Origin of the sequence: Segniliparus rugosus ATCC BAA-974 (genome assembly GCF_000185725.2) — a bacterium.
Taxonomy (GTDB): Bacteria; Actinomycetota; Actinomycetes; order Mycobacteriales; family Mycobacteriaceae; genus Segniliparus; species Segniliparus rugosus.
Window position 1 is genome coordinate 949,499 of the sequence record NZ_KI391953.1, and the last position, 11,213, is coordinate 960,711.

Sequence of the window (11,213 nt, forward strand, 5' to 3'; positions counted from 1 at the left end):
CAAGGCGAGATCCCGTCACGCGGGAGCTGACGGATAACGGCCATGTTTATGATGAAGGGAACTGAACGGTGTTGCGGCGCGTCTGACTTAGACGAAGGCTGCGCCCGCAGCCGTATGAAGGAGCACCACGGCTTATGCCAGCGGATTACTGGGACAGCGGCGTGCGCAAGTTCGGGCACGTTGAGGAGGACGAGGAGGAATGGATTCCACGCGCACGGTCTGAGGTCTCGGTGCGTCTGGAGTCGGACCTGGAAGCTGAGCACGAGGATCTGTCTGTGCGTAGATTCGGCCCTGGGGATTCCGACGACGAGCTGGAGACAGTTGAGCGGGTGATCCGCCATGATGGGCGGAACCTCTCTCCGCAGGAGGTAGAAGAGGTACTTGCGCAAGAGCAAGCGGAGCGGGAGGACCGCGAGGAGCAGGAACAGCTACGCCAGTTGGTGCGGGCAGGCGAAGTGGTTTTTGTAGACGTGAATGAGTTCCGGCGTGAGAAGCGCAGGTTAGAGCAGTTGAATCACGAGCTGGGGTCGAAGAGAGGCGAGGACGCATGACGCACCCGTTGCAGGTGAATATCGAAGCATTGGCGCAGGTCGGCAAACAAATGGCCGAGCACGCGAGCGAGCTGAAATCCCGAGCGGACAAGGGCGTGGCCTCGTCGGATGTGCAGGGCAGTCCGTTCGAGTTTTTGGCGCATTACTTGCGGGGCCTCTCCTTCGCGAGTGCGCTCACCGAGGCGGACGGCGCGTTCAAAGAGGCGAACCGAAGGGCGTGCGGGGAGTACGAGAACTTCGGCGAGGCACTGGTCTCGGTCGCGCACGTCGTCGGGGAGACCGACGAGGACGGCGCTGCGGCTCTCTCCTCGCTGGTGGTGGCGTGATGGCGATGTTCACGTTGAGCCAGTTCCTGCAAATGCAGTTTGATCACACCGCGTGGGCGGCGGACAGGCTGCGGGAATCGGGCGAGCCCTACTCGTTGAACGCCGCGTTCGTGCAGACACAGACCCGCGCTCCCGGCGGGGAGCCGTTCACCGGGCAGGCGGGGGACGCGGCGCAGGACAAGGGTGGAACGGTCGCAGGAGCGCTGAATCGGTTCCATGCCGAGACCGACAACGCGGCGAACGTGTTGAAAACCGCGCATGAGGCGCTGTGGCCCGCAGCGTGGAATCTGCGCACGTCCATCAACGATGCCACCGGCCCAGTTATCATCCAAGATGGTGATCGGCTCGCCCAGCTCTCTGTCGCGTTCTACGTGACCGAGGACTGGAAAGTCGTAGCCGACCTCTCGCGGTTCAGCGGCAGCTTAACGCAGGATCAGAGCGAGGCGCTGACCGTGTGGCAGCAACGCGCGCAAGAAGGCTTGGACAAAAACCGCGAGGCCTTAGAACAAGCTAGCGATAAAGCCGCCGCCGATCTGCGCGCGAATGTCCATTTCGAGCAGGTCGCCACGGACGGGCAGATCGGCTCCCTTGTCGGGGAGACTCCCGCGCAGGCGAAAGCTGATGTGAAGGCGTATCTCGCGGGCACCGCCACCCCGGAGCAGAAAGCACGGGTGGAGGCCGCGACGAGGTTGTCGGACGCGCAGCAGCGGGCGTTGCAGGAGGGCGGTGACGCGAAGCTCTCGCCCGAGCAGACCTCCGTGGTCTCGGAGATGTCCGGGCAGTTGCGGGACAAGTCCGCCACCGACATCCGCGCGCTTGTGAAAGACAAGCTCCATGGGGACGGCAAAGCGGTGTCGAACGCGTTGGAACTGATGAGCGACGATCACGTGGCCTCGGCTGTGCCGGTCGTGCAGGGCGACAAGACCGCGCCGTGGCGCGGCGGCATGGACAAACTGCCCGCGAAGGTGCAGCAGGCGTTGCGGGACAAGGCGGCGTTGGACGACTCGCACGACACTGGGCACGATGTCATCCCTGGGCAGAAGTACCCGACCCTGGACCAGTTGCAAGCGCTCTCCGACCTCGTGGGCGGGAGCGACGAGTCCGCCAGACAGGGCACCGCGCTCGACAAGGGTCTGCTCGACAAGCAGTATGAGATCATGGCGTTCGTGAACACGCGCGTGGAGGGGCACCCGCCGCAGGTGGACGCGTTCCTCGAATCGTCGATGCGCACAGCGGGAGCGGACCAGATCGCCGACCACCAAATGCTTGACCCGTCCAACCCCGCCTCGAAGGGCTACGCCTCGGCGCTTTTGCACTACAAGTGGGACGACGGGGGCGCTGCGGCGAAGGAGATGATCCACCATGCCACTGCAGGCGCGGTGATCCCCGACGACGGCGGCAGTCCCGCGCAGAGAGCTGTCGCGGAGCGTGCCGGGGAGGTCTCCCAAACCTTCTTCAACCAGTTGAAAGAGGAAGCGGGCGCGTTCAAGGGCGCCAACGCATTCGGGCAGTACCTCTTTGGCTCCCTCGGCTCGCAGAGCCCGCTTCTCACCAGGGAACTCGCCGACGATTTGTCCCATTACGTCGGGGCTGCGTACGGGAACGAGCTTCCCGGTCAGCACACCTTGGGGTTCCATGCTCTGGCGGATGACAAACGCGGCGACATGGCCGACGTGATCCGGGTGCTCGCCACCGACCACGACGCGGGCCAGACGATGACGAAAGCCTCGTACGCCCAGGTCATCGCATGGGAGCAGCAGTACGCGAAGTCGCTCGACAGCGGAGAAACAGACACTAGATCGATGCGTAACGCGGCCGAGCTGCTGGGAGCGGTGGACAAGGGCACGCAAGACCTCGGCGACGCAGGGAAGAAAATGCGAGAAGACGGCTTCGATGCCGCGAAACCGTGGGCGAAAGTGCTGGTGAAGGCTATTCGCGGGGAAGCGGGGCCATTCGGGGACATGGTGGATGACCTCATGGGTAACGAGATGAAGAAGGCGCTCGCGGGTGACGGCGGACCGGGTCGGGTGGTCGACGGTGACGCGATCCGTTATCAGATCGCCACCATATTGATCGCGAGCGGTCACCACCCCGTTTCAGGTCAGCTCGCGGGGCTGCTTCAGAACGGCCAGATGCCGAACTGGGACAACCTGACCCCGGACCAACGGGCTGGTATGGGTGACGCTATCCAACGCTACCTCAACGGCCAGTCGGTCGGCGGAGATGTCACCTCTGACATCGTGAGGTTCCACGAATACTACGACAAGATCAACCCGCCGAAGAAATGACACCGTTCCTCAAGTCCGCAAGGGCCCGTGCCAGTGTTGCGGTGATCGTTGTCTGCGCCGCATCCTTCGCGGCTGGTTACTGGTGGACCCGGCCGGTGCCGTTCCCCGACAGGCAGTTGAGCGAGGCTGCGCATGCTGCTGACGTGGGCGACTACGCGAAAGCTGACTCGTTGTTGCTGGGCGGCGACGGATCGAACTCCGGCAGCGAGGCGCTCGGTGCGCTGCTGACACGCAGATGGGACCAAGACTGCAAGTCGGCCGCTGACTTCCTCACGAAGATCACATCATCACGCCCAACGTCCAACGCCGGTGCGATAACCCGCGCGTTGGCGGTCTACACGGTCGCGCATGAGAAGGAGCTATCCCAGAGCGTGCCCCTTTTGCGAGAGTCTTTCGGAGCCAGATGTCCTGCCCTGGCCCGTGCGCTCGCAAAAGCCTTCGCCGCCTACCTTCCCGCCATGTATGGTGAGGACCAGGGAGCGTCAGGCTTCACCCCCGGTCTGAAGACGGCGGACGTGACCAAGCTAGCGGCGGTGATCGGCACTGACCGAACTGCGGGCAACGAGTTTGGCAAGCAAGGAAGACAACTCGCTGAGAAGTGGGAGCGAGAATTCGCCGACTCGGTCGTCTCCGGGGAAAAAGAAGCCGCGACTCACTTGATGCGGGAGGCTGGCGAACTCGTCGGATCACTGGACAGGGCGCACGTCGGAGACTGGCAACACCGGAGCGCGGTTGTCACCGACTTCGCCTGCTATGCAGGCGTATCCGTGCTGATCCAAAAGCAAGGAGCGCCGGAAACCGGACCGCTCAACCGCTTCCTCGTTGACGGACATCTCCCTGGCATCGAAGCTTTAGACGGGCCGAACGGGGCAGAACTCGGCGACGAACTCCGAAAGTATCTCTCCTCAAGTGGCTTCGCGGAAACCATGTTCGCCGGAGTTCAAACCTTTAAAGAATCATACGACCGGGTACAGCATGAATCTCTCTGAGCCATGTCGGACATAAGGGTCTGCTGAGGGTTGGGTTTCCATCTGATCTGCAAGGATGATCGAATGCCCAAGCCTTATCCCGCCGAGTTTCGGTGTGGCTTTCGCCGAGGCTGACTCCTTTATCCTGAAGGTCACGCTCTGTTGCTATTACCAGTATTTTCCGGTGGGGCCGGGGTATCGGAGGATGGGGCGGTGCCAGTGGTTCTGGTCCTCGAGGGAGAGTCGGGCGGCGTGTTCGAGCTGTTGCCAGGCCCATTCGAGCCAGTCGGCGGCGTGGGTGTGGACGAACGCGGCGGCTTTGGCGTGGCGGGCGTTGGCTCGGTCGAGGGCGTTGAAGAGGTGGCCTGGGTGGGTCGCGGTCTCGTAGCCGGGATTGGGTTTGTTCGCGGTGTTCGCGTTCGCGCGGAGGCCGTCGATGAGGCTTTCGACGCCGTCGCCGAGGACGCGGTTGCTCTGATGTGTGATGGTGTGCTCGGGCCGCCGTGGGGTGAGCACGAGGGTCGGGGGCGGGGCTTGCGCGGGGTCGAACGGGGGCCAGGGCGTGGGCGCGGGGAGGGGCCGCAGCTCCCATGCGCCTCCTGAGCGCCAGGTGTTCCAGGCGGTTTCGATTTTGTCGATGTGCTCGTGGTGGTTGCGCGCGATGGCGGTGATGGTGGCGGCGACGGCGTGGGTGAGGTCTTCGCCGATCTGGGACGCGACTTGTCCGACTGGGAGGTCGGCGAGTTGGTCGGGCCGGTAGGGGGAGTCCCAGGTGAGGGAGCCGACTTGCAGGAAGGCGTCGGCGTAGGTCCGCGATCCGGCGATCAATGTGTCGATGTGCTCGCCGAGTGTTTCGACCACGCGGTTTGTGGGCCAGGTGGCGAGCTTTCCGGCGAAAGGATGCGGCATGGGGTGTATCGAACCATATACCAGTTGGATTGGTCTTGATCGCCGGTAGGGCGAGCACGCGGCCCGCCCCTCCGGCTGACCTCCTCTCACGGCCGGAGTCGAGCGGGCCGCCTCGCCGAACTCCTCTGGTGCGACGAGAAGGCGGTCGCCGACCTTGGCAAGGACGAGACCAACTGGCTCGTCGTCCGCGCTGCGCTCGGGAAGGCCGCATGACCCCCGACCCCGCCGCCCTCCTCGCCTTCGAGCGGCAATGGTGGCGCAACTCGGGCAACAAAGAAAGAGCGATCCGCGAAGCCTTCGGCCTCGCCCCGATCCTCTACTGCCAACTGCTCAACAGGGCGCTCGACAGCCCCGCCGCCGTCGCCGCGCACCCTCAGGCCGCCAAACGGCTGCGCCGCCTGCGCGACAAACGACGCGGCGGGCGGGCCGCCCGCGCCGTGTGACCCCCGACGCGAGGGGCGGCCAGCCCGAGCCGAAGCCCGGCGCTGGCTGCCCTTTCTCGGTCCCGTTCGCTGTCACGACGCTGTCACAACTCCCGGCGATAACCCCTGATAGCGGACGGTAGGAAACGTGAGATTGGGGCCGTCGCGCTATGAGCGGTGATCAGGCCCGAATCCGCACGTTGTTGGGTATCCATGGCTACTCTCTGCTGCTGTCCAGTGCGCGGGTGCGATAGACTCCCGCACGGCGGAACACCTGATTGTGGTTCAGGTGGTCGCGGGTTCAAGTCCCGTCGTTCGCCCCAAAGGGGATGCCGCGAAAGCGGCTCGCGCCCCGCTTCTCCTTGGTCGTCGGCCATCCGGCATGGTGCTCCTCCGCTGGTGTCGGCGCGAGAAGGCCAGATCGGCGCGGACGTTGGGGGCAGGCCAGGGAAGGGCGGGGTTTTCGCGTCCTTTTATGATCACAAGAGTTGTCGGCTTTGCGCTTGTGAGGTGGCCATGGTGTTCCGGTATGTCGCGATCGGCGATAGCCAGTCCGAGGGGTTGGGCGACGCGCCGTGGCCCGACGGCACGCCGAGAGGCTGGACGGACCGGCTCGCCGAGCTGCTGCGCGAGCACCACGGCGCGGTGGAGTACGCGAATCTAGCGGTGCGGGGCAAGGAGGCCGCCGAGGTCCGTGACGAACAGCTGGGTCCGGCCTTGGCGCTCGGACCTGACCTGGTGACCATGTCGGCGGGCTTCAACGACGTGCTGCGCCCGAAAGTCGATTTCGACGAGCTGGCCGAGGTGCTCGACGATCTCGTCGGCTCGTTGCGGCGCGCTGGCGCGGCCGTCCTGATGATCCCCGGCCCCGACCTGTCCGCCCTCATTCCGCTCGGCAAACTCTTCCTCACGCGCCACTCGTTGCTCAACGAGATCATCGAGTCCGTCGCGGCCCGGCATGGCGCGCTCGCCCCGTCCGCGCCGCCCGGATCGGTGTTCGAGGACCCGAGGGCCTGGTCGGACGACCGGCTGCATTTGAGCCCGCTCGGCCACGAGCGGCTGGCCAGGGGCGCGGCGGAACAGCTCGGACTGGCCGTCGAGGGCGGCTGGTGGGACCCGCTGCCGGAGCGGGTGCCGCCCCGGACGTTGGCGAAGGATCTGCGATGGTTCGGGGCGTTCGGCGGCCCGTGGGTGGGTCGGCGGCTGCGCGGACGGTCCTCGGGGGACGGCAGGTCGGCAAAGCGCCCGGCCTATTCTCCGGTCTGAGGGCGGACGCGCTCTTTCATGTTCTCGCGCAGGCCATGCTCTGATAGGCCTCGATGGGGACTTTGTGGTCGTCGTACTCGTAGCCGCTCGGCCGAGGCCCCGGTAGCTTGGCCTCGGGGTCGAGGAGCGGGGAGAACAATTTGTCGATGTACTCCCGAGCAGCGACGATTTTCTGGAATTGATCGTCTATGGCCCCGGTCGCGGCCGCGTCCTCTTGTATGTCGAATTTGAGGGGATCGTCGGCTTCGTGGAGTCGGGTTTGCGAGACGCGGAAGACATCGTCTCGGGCGGCCCTGTTCTTGGCGAGCAGGTTCTCCAGATCCCGCGCGGCCGCGGTGTAGCGATGGAAGACAGATCCCTTGAGAGAGGCGGGCATGCTCTCGCCGTTGCCGCGCGTGGGCAGGTTGTCGGCGACGTAGTCCTCGTACTTCCCCAGTTCCTCTGTGAACTCGTCGCTCGCTTTTTCCAGGTCGCCAACTCCATCCTTCAACCGAGAGCACGCCTCTCGGATTTCCCACGAGGGCTCGGCGGCCTTCGACGGAGAAGACGTGGCGCGCTTGCTGTGGCCGAACCCGGCGCAGCCGCTCAACGCCACGATCATGACGAGCGCCGAGGGGAGCGCGTGTTTCGCCGTGTGTGCCCTCATGGGGATGAGGCTAGCAGCAGGTCCGCGCGTCAGCCGATGCTGAAGGGGGGTCCCCAGATGGTGACCCATGCCATGGTCGTCGAGTTCTTGATGCGCACGCGGGAATAGGGCCGGGCCTGGGCGTAGCCCGCGCAGCCGTCCACTTTGAACGTCACGTCCGTGTAGGTGATGCCGCCGTGGCTGCCCGCGAAGGCGAAGTAGGTGTCGAAGGTTTGGTTGCCGTAGTCGTCCGGCTCCTCGATCCGCAGCATCGGGTAGTCGATCGCCTGGCCCGGTCCGATGGAGAACCCGATGCCCCCGCTCGGCAGGTACGCCGAGGCGACCGGGCCGAGCGAATTGCCGACGCCTTGCGCGCCGTTGAGGATCGCGCCGGGGATGCTTTGGGGCGAGGTGATGGAGCCGACCGCTCCGCCGACGGAGTTCAGCGCCCCGCCGATCGCGTTCGCGTTCAGCCCGGTGCCGGTGTTGCCGGTGCCGCCGTTGAACGAGCCGCCCGCCTGCGCGCCGAAGGTGAACTGGCAGCCGACGATGTAGCCGGGGGTGATGCGGCCCTCGTCGCTATGCCCCTCGATATCCACCCGCACCGTGCCGTTCGCCCATATGTTCCGCGAAGTCTGCACCGCCACCATCGCAGGCGAGATGATCGCGTACTGGTCGCGAACCGACAGCGTGACCATCGTGCCGTCCGGCAGCGTCTGCGTGATCGAGTCGTCCGGCAAATCCACCGTGTTGTCCGCGAGCGCCGGGCTCGACGACGAGAGCAGCGTCCCCCATGCGCCCAACCCTGCGACCAGCGCCGTCAGCGCCCTGCGGACCCCGGAGCCGTACGGGGCCCCGGAAGCCGCGACTCGTCCTTTCGATGGGAACACGTTCTTTCCTCTCCTCGCTCCCGCTGCCGGATGTGGAGTGATCGATATCGAGGTCTGCGCATTTGAAGATCATTTCGACATCAAATCGAAATGTTTCGACATCAAATCGAAACATAAGGCTACCCGTGCTCGACATCGTTCCGTTGCTCCGGGCATGCCTCGCGTTCATCATGAAGCCTGCTATCATCGACTAGCCTTCGCGGAGCGGCGAGCGCCATGGCTGGGATGAAATCCCAGGTGGAGAGTCTGGCGCGGTTGCGCCGCGAGCGAGCGCAGACGCACGGCGGTCGCGGGCAGCGACTGCGGTTCGCAGCAAAACGACGTGTGACACGAAACAAGGAGAAGATCATGCCGAAGTCCAAGGTCCGGAAGAAGGCCGACTTCACGATCAATCCTGGCGCGTTCGGGGCGGGTCCGGTCCGAACCACTCCGTCGAGCACTTGGTACGTGGCCCTCATGCTCGGCCTCATGCTGGCCGGGCTCATCTGGCTCGTGGTCTACTACGTCGCCGCGGCCGATGTGTCGGCCCTCAAGTGGATGGCCGACCTTGAGGCGTGGAACTTCGCCATCGGCTTCGGGCTCATGGTCGCGGGCCTTCTGATGACCATGAAGTGGCACTAGGGGACAGCCAGTCGCCCAGCGCCCGCCGCGCTCGTTTCCCGCCCTTGGAAACTGACGTGTTCCGCGTATCGTGAACACGTACAATAAGCCCATGACAGCCCGTGTCCTTGTCGTGGACAACTACGACAGTTTCGTCTTCAACCTCGTGCAATACCTGCGTCAGCTTGAGGCGGAGGTGACGGTGTGGCGCAACGACGACTCGCGGCTGGCGGACCCCGACGCGGCCATCGCCGAATACGACGGAGTCCTCGTCAGCCCCGGGCCGAGCTCGCCGGAGAAGGCGGGAGCCAGCATCCCCGTCGTCCTCTCCGCCGCGCGGCAGGCGAAGCCGCTGCTCGGGGTGTGCCTCGGGCATCAGGCGATCGGCGTCGCGTTCGGCGGCGTCGTCGGGCGGGCTCCGGAGCTGCTGCACGGCAAGACCAGCCGGATCACGCACACCGACAGCGGCGTGTTCGCGGGGCTCCCCCAGGGCTTCACCGCCACTCGCTACCACTCGCTCGCGATCCAAGAGGACACGCTGCCCGACTCGCTGACGGTGACGGCGCGGAGCGAAAGCGGCGTGATCATGGGCGTCGCCCATCGCGAGCTGCCCGTGCAAGGCGTGCAGTTCCACCCGGAGTCCATTCTCACCCAAGGCGGGCACCGCATGCTCGCGAACTGGCTCGGCGATTGCGGCCGGCCGGTGGACGACGCGCTGGTGCGCGAGCTTGCCGCCCATGTCCTCCCAGTCTGAAGCGTCCTCCCGGTCTGAAGCCGGGAAATGACACGCGTGTCATTCAATCCACAGGTGTGCACAAGCCTGTGGAGATCGCGGGGCGGGAATTACACGCGTGGGATTTATTCCACATCTGTGCACAGTCCTGTGGATAAACGAGTGTGGCCGGACGAAGCACGTGCTTCGTCCGGCCACACTCGTTGCATTATCGGCGCAGCTCAGCGCACTTTCATCCCTGCGTCGATGCCGGGGAACGAGTCCAGCGGCGGCTTCGGCTGGACGGGGGCCTGCGGCGGCGGGCTCTGCGGTGGAGTTCTCTCCTGCGGAGCCGGGGCTGCGGGCGGGGTCTCCTGCTGGGGCGGCGCGACGGCGGGAGCCTTCGGCGGCTGCGCGGGCTGCGGGGTGTTCGGCGCGGCGGGATGCGCTTTCGGCGCGCTCTCGTCGACCTCGTCGCCGTCTTCCAGCGCGAGCTGGCGGTCCAGATCCTGCAGCGCCTTCGGCCGCGCGCCGGGGGAGGCGGGCTCGTACGGGCCGATCTTGTCGACGTCCCAGGTCGTGGCGTGGTCTTCCACGTACCAGCCGCGCGGCCACGGGTTGCCGGTCTCCACGAGCCGCTCGAACATGCCCTCGAAGGCGACGAAGCAGGCGGCCTGAGGCGTTTGGTACACCTGCTGGAGCCACGGCGCGACTTCGTTGGCCCACTCGACCTCCTCCTGGAGGAACTTCTGCCGGTGCCAGATGTCGTACCAGCCGAAGAAAAGGTAGTGGACCGCGTTGATGGGGTTGCGCACGTTGATAATCGTCGGGTCGATCCAGTACCTGTTCATCTTGATCGTCGGCTGGATGATCGCGATCAGCGGGCCGAAGAGCTGGGCCATCGGCTGCCACGCCGCTGCGGGGGCGAAGGCCTCCGAGACGAAGTCGCCAGCCATCGGCGCGAGCTCGATGATGTCCGCGAGCCCGCCGTAGCGGTCCGGCGGCGGCCAGCCGAACGGGCATGGCGGCTGGTAGAGGATCGGCCCGTTGTTCAAACTGAGCACCGTCGCAAGCGCCGGGTCGGGAGGCGGCCCGTCGTCACCGCCGTCGGTGTCCGAACCGTCCGAGTCGTCCGCCTCAGCGGCGGCCGCTGAGGCGCGCTCCTCGCGCGCCAGCATATGCAGCGCCTTGGCCGTGGGCGGGTCTTGCAGCGCGAGCGAGAGGATCTGGTCGTACCCCGGCCCTCGGTTCATGCCGATGGGCAGGTCTTCCTCGTCGTCGAGCGAATTGTTCTGCTCCGGGGCCTCCGGCAGCGCGAACGGGGTCGTCTTGCTCGCGAGCTTGGCCTGCTGCGCAGGAGCCTTCGGCGTTTGCTTCGCCGGAGCCTGCTGCTTGGCATGCCGCACTGCGCCGGCCAGCTGGGTCAGCGCTTCGGTCACTTCTCGCTGGCTCCAGGGCTGCGGCAAATGCGATGCGGGTTTGCCGAGCGTTTGCCCGCCGGGCGCGGGCTCTGCCGAGGCGGGCTGCGCCGGAAGCGTGCCGACGACGGCTACGGCGGAAAGGACCGCCGTGCCGATGGCGCGCGCGGCCGAGAACGCCGAACGGCGCTCGCGCCGCGCCCGACGAGGTTCTCCCCCGGAAGTCTTCATGTCGATG

12 protein-coding genes are annotated in these 11,213 nt (G+C 65.8%); 8 read left to right on the forward strand and 4 right to left on the reverse strand.

The genetic code is table 11. From position 1 onward, the window contains the following. Positions 1-134: 134 nt before the first annotated feature. Genes HMPREF9336_RS04650 through HMPREF9336_RS04665 form a run of 4 tightly spaced genes read left to right on the forward strand, consistent with a single transcriptional unit; the run spans position 135 to position 4,154 of the window. Positions 135-551: a hypothetical protein gene (locus HMPREF9336_RS04650; protein WP_007469497.1), complete on the forward strand. Its 417-nt coding sequence runs from the start codon at positions 135-137 to the stop codon at positions 549-551. Beyond that, complete coding sequence (locus HMPREF9336_RS04655; RefSeq protein ID WP_007469499.1) at positions 548-877, forward strand: hypothetical protein; 330 nt, start codon at positions 548-550, stop codon at positions 875-877. The genes HMPREF9336_RS04650 and HMPREF9336_RS04655 overlap by 4 nt, the downstream gene beginning before the upstream one ends. A 5-nt stretch (positions 878-882) precedes the next feature. Further along, complete coding sequence (locus tag HMPREF9336_RS04660) at positions 883-3,165, forward strand: TPR repeat domain-containing protein (protein ID WP_156920294.1); 2,283 nt, start codon at positions 883-885, stop codon at positions 3,163-3,165. Then, a complete protein-coding gene (locus tag HMPREF9336_RS04665; protein WP_007469503.1) occupies positions 3,162-4,154 on the forward strand; it encodes a hypothetical protein in 993 nt (330 codons plus the stop codon). Before HMPREF9336_RS04660 ends, HMPREF9336_RS04665 begins: the two co-directional genes overlap by 4 nt. Before the next feature lie 147 nt (positions 4,155-4,301). On the opposite strand, the gene HMPREF9336_RS04670 is transcribed toward HMPREF9336_RS04665, so the two are convergent. Continuing rightward, complete coding sequence (locus HMPREF9336_RS04670) at positions 4,302-5,042, reverse strand: hypothetical protein (protein WP_021030110.1); 741 nt, start codon at positions 5,040-5,042, stop codon at positions 4,302-4,304. Between the two features lie 209 nt (positions 5,043-5,251). Here HMPREF9336_RS04670 and HMPREF9336_RS04675 point away from each other — a divergent pair, with 209 nt between their 5' ends. After that, positions 5,252-5,485, forward strand: coding sequence for a DUF3263 domain-containing protein (locus HMPREF9336_RS04675; protein WP_021030111.1), 234 nt, complete (start codon positions 5,252-5,254; stop codon positions 5,483-5,485). Positions 5,486-5,980: 495 nt separating this feature from the next. Continuing rightward, complete coding sequence (locus tag HMPREF9336_RS04680) at positions 5,981-6,730, forward strand: SGNH/GDSL hydrolase family protein (RefSeq protein ID WP_007469506.1); 750 nt, start codon at positions 5,981-5,983, stop codon at positions 6,728-6,730. Between the two features lie 16 nt (positions 6,731-6,746). Here HMPREF9336_RS04680 and HMPREF9336_RS04685 read toward each other — a convergent pair whose 3' ends face one another. Continuing rightward, positions 6,747-7,376, reverse strand: a complete 630-nt coding sequence (locus HMPREF9336_RS04685) for a hypothetical protein (RefSeq protein WP_007469509.1) — start codon at positions 7,374-7,376, stop codon at positions 6,747-6,749. A gap of 29 nt (positions 7,377-7,405) precedes the next feature. Then, complete coding sequence (locus tag HMPREF9336_RS04690; RefSeq protein ID WP_007469511.1) at positions 7,406-8,245, reverse strand: MspA family porin; 840 nt, start codon at positions 8,243-8,245, stop codon at positions 7,406-7,408. Positions 8,246-8,593: 348 nt separating this feature from the next. Here HMPREF9336_RS04690 and crgA point away from each other — a divergent pair, with 348 nt between their 5' ends. Together crgA and HMPREF9336_RS04700 are read left to right on the forward strand one after the other, a co-directional pair. After that, a complete protein-coding gene (crgA, locus tag HMPREF9336_RS04695; protein WP_021030112.1) occupies positions 8,594-8,866 on the forward strand; it encodes a cell division protein CrgA in 273 nt (90 codons plus the stop codon). 91 nt (positions 8,867-8,957) lie between these two features. Continuing rightward, the gene (locus tag HMPREF9336_RS04700; RefSeq protein WP_007469515.1) at positions 8,958-9,599 is read left to right on the forward strand and encodes an aminodeoxychorismate/anthranilate synthase component II; all 642 of its coding nucleotides are present in this window, start codon (positions 8,958-8,960) and stop codon (positions 9,597-9,599) included. Between the two features lie 200 nt (positions 9,600-9,799). Here HMPREF9336_RS04700 and HMPREF9336_RS04705 read toward each other — a convergent pair whose 3' ends face one another. After that, positions 9,800-11,206 carry a hypothetical protein gene (locus HMPREF9336_RS04705; protein ID WP_007469517.1) on the reverse strand — a complete coding sequence of 469 codons (1,407 nt, stop codon included), beginning with the start codon at positions 11,204-11,206 and terminating at the stop codon, positions 9,800-9,802. Between the last annotated feature and the right edge of the window lie 7 nt (positions 11,207-11,213).

What these genes read in the sequence shown, in the direction of transcription:
- HMPREF9336_RS04650 (WP_007469497.1), top strand. Translation starts at nt 135, where the DNA reads ATGCCAGCGGATTACTGGGACAGCGGCGTGCGCAAGTTCGGGCACGTT.
- HMPREF9336_RS04655 (WP_007469499.1), top strand. Translation starts at nt 548, where the DNA reads ATGACGCACCCGTTGCAGGTGAATATCGAAGCATTGGCGCAGGTCGGC.
- HMPREF9336_RS04660 (WP_156920294.1), top strand. Translation starts at nt 883, where the DNA reads ATGTTCACGTTGAGCCAGTTCCTGCAAATGCAGTTTGATCACACCGCG.
- HMPREF9336_RS04665 (WP_007469503.1), top strand. Translation starts at nt 3,162, where the DNA reads ATGACACCGTTCCTCAAGTCCGCAAGGGCCCGTGCCAGTGTTGCGGTG.
- HMPREF9336_RS04670 (WP_021030110.1), bottom strand. Translation starts at nt 5,042, where the DNA reads ATGCCGCATCCTTTCGCCGGAAAGCTCGCCACCTGGCCCACAAACCGC.
- HMPREF9336_RS04675 (WP_021030111.1), top strand. Translation starts at nt 5,252, where the DNA reads ATGACCCCCGACCCCGCCGCCCTCCTCGCCTTCGAGCGGCAATGGTGG.
- HMPREF9336_RS04680 (WP_007469506.1), top strand. Translation starts at nt 5,981, where the DNA reads ATGGTGTTCCGGTATGTCGCGATCGGCGATAGCCAGTCCGAGGGGTTG.
- HMPREF9336_RS04685 (WP_007469509.1), bottom strand. Translation starts at nt 7,376, where the DNA reads ATGAGGGCACACACGGCGAAACACGCGCTCCCCTCGGCGCTCGTCATG.
- crgA (WP_021030112.1), top strand. Translation starts at nt 8,594, where the DNA reads ATGCCGAAGTCCAAGGTCCGGAAGAAGGCCGACTTCACGATCAATCCT.
- HMPREF9336_RS04700 (WP_007469515.1), top strand. Translation starts at nt 8,958, where the DNA reads ATGACAGCCCGTGTCCTTGTCGTGGACAACTACGACAGTTTCGTCTTC.
- HMPREF9336_RS04705 (WP_007469517.1), bottom strand. Translation starts at nt 11,206, where the DNA reads ATGAAGACTTCCGGGGGAGAACCTCGTCGGGCGCGGCGCGAGCGCCGT.